The organism is Candidatus Cloacimonadota bacterium (assembly GCA_034661015.1).
Taxonomy (GTDB): domain Bacteria; phylum Cloacimonadota; class Cloacimonadia; order JGIOTU-2; family JGIOTU-2; genus JAYEKN01.
In genome coordinates this window covers 1-1,661 of record JAYEKN010000102.1, presented here as the reverse complement: position 1 = coordinate 1,661, position 1,661 = coordinate 1, and the positions used below count along the sequence as shown (strand labels likewise).

Genomic DNA, 1,661 nt, shown 5'->3' with positions numbered 1-1,661 from the left:
GTTCCCAAGCCCAACACATTCTCGTTCCCAAGCCCCTGCTTGACATTCTAGTTCCCAAGCCCAACACATTCTCGTTCCCAAGCCCCTGCTTGGGAATGCCTATTTCGAGAAGCCCCTGCTTCGAGGCTTAGAGGTATGAGAATTTACCCAAGTCAAGTTTCGAAATGACATGTGTTCGTGGATAAAACGCCAAACAGGGGTTTGGTTGCAAATTGTGTTCCCAAGCAGGGGCTTGGGAACAAGAGGGAAAAAAAAGGGCTTGGGAACAATGGGGAAAAATGCATGTGAACAAGATATCAAAAAAGGCGGGAATAGAAAAATAATTTTGAAGACAACAAAGAAAAAAAAGGTTTAAATAATTGAAAAAAAAGCAAAGAGAAAGATAAAAAAACAGGTTTGAGAACAAAGAAGAGAGCTAGGAAAACTAGAAAAAAGGAAGGAAAAAAGCATGAAAACGAGGATTAGAAAAATGAAATATCTTACTGCAACTCATCAATTTCAAAACAATTATCTAAACCTGCATTATTTTTGGCACTCGAATAATACCAATCCTCCGGTTTGGCTACTAATCCTCTTTTTACGGGATTACGATGAATATATCCAATTTTTTGATAAAGCATTTTCGTATCTGAAATCAGCTTGGGATGGCTGCCTTCTTCCCAAAATTGATAAGTCGAATTCTGTTTGTGTTGCTTTTTGTAATATTTCAGCAAATACAAAATCCATTCTCGTTTATCTTTATGTAATGATTTTATCATTTCTTTTGCGGTGAAACTTTTATAATTTTTGATTACCTTGCTGACATCGTGATCGTGTCTGACAATCAGATGAAGATGGTTGTCCATAATCACATAATAAAATATTTTTAAGTTTTCATGCTCTTGATAAAATTTAAAATTATTAATGAGAATATTGTTGTAGAGTGAATTTGTGAAAATCGGAATATGCCCAATTACAGTAAATGTTACAAAATAAATATTTCCGGGAATTTTTTCAAATTTATATCTGCTTCGCATTTCTACCTGCTTTCTATGATTATAAGTTTTAGCAAAGAATCAGCACAATTCTTGTTCTTAATCTTCACCAACCATCTCGTTCCAAAATTAACGAATAATCTCGTTTTCAAGCCAAACATATTCTCGTTCCCAAGCCCCAGCTTGACATTCTAGTTCCCAAGCCCAACACATTCTCGTTCCCAAGCCCCTGCTTGGGAATGCCTATTTCGAGAAGCCCCTGCTTCGATGCTTCGAGGTATGAGAATTTGCTAAAGATCAGTTTGGAAATGCCATGTATTCGTGGATAAAACGCCAAACAGGGGTTTGGTTACAAATTGTGTTCCCAAGCAGGGGCTTGGGAACAAGAGAAAAAAAGGCTTGGGAACAAGAGAAAAAAAAGGCTTGGGAACAAGAGAGAAAAAAAAGCTTGGGAACAAGGGAAAAATGCTTGGGGACCAGAGAGAGAGAAAATTTGAGGACAACTGAGCAAGAAATCTTTTGGCAGACGAAACAGAATGGTTTTGAGTTGAGAGGGCTTGAAAAGCTTGGACATCTATTCGGCAATCACTTCGATTTTATCACATACAATGGTTTGCCCAATTTTATTTGCTCCAGATCCAAAGGTAGATTATAATTTCTTTTCCCGATTGCATTTGAAACCGCATT

2 protein-coding genes are annotated in these 1,661 nt (G+C 37.2%); one reads left to right on the top strand and one right to left on the bottom strand.

Annotated elements, in window-relative coordinates; translation table 11 throughout:
* Nucleotides 1-479: 479 nt before the first annotated feature.
* Nucleotides 480-1,016 (bottom strand): transposase, encoded by a 537-nt coding sequence (locus U9P79_04210; protein ID MEA2103830.1) that lies wholly within the window; start codon nt 1,014-1,016, stop codon nt 480-482.
* A gap of 279 nt (nt 1,017-1,295) precedes the next feature.
* On the opposite strand from U9P79_04210, the gene U9P79_04205 reads away from it, so the two are divergent.
* Complete coding sequence (locus tag U9P79_04205) at nt 1,296-1,481, top strand: hypothetical protein (GenBank protein ID MEA2103829.1); 186 nt, start codon at nt 1,296-1,298, stop codon at nt 1,479-1,481.
* Nucleotides 1,482-1,661 lie beyond the last annotated feature (180 nt).

Excerpts from the sequence above, each read along its gene's own strand:
- U9P79_04210 (MEA2103830.1), bottom strand. The coding sequence starts at position 1,016 with ATGCGAAGCAGATATAAATTTGAAAAAATTCCCGGAAATATTTATTTT.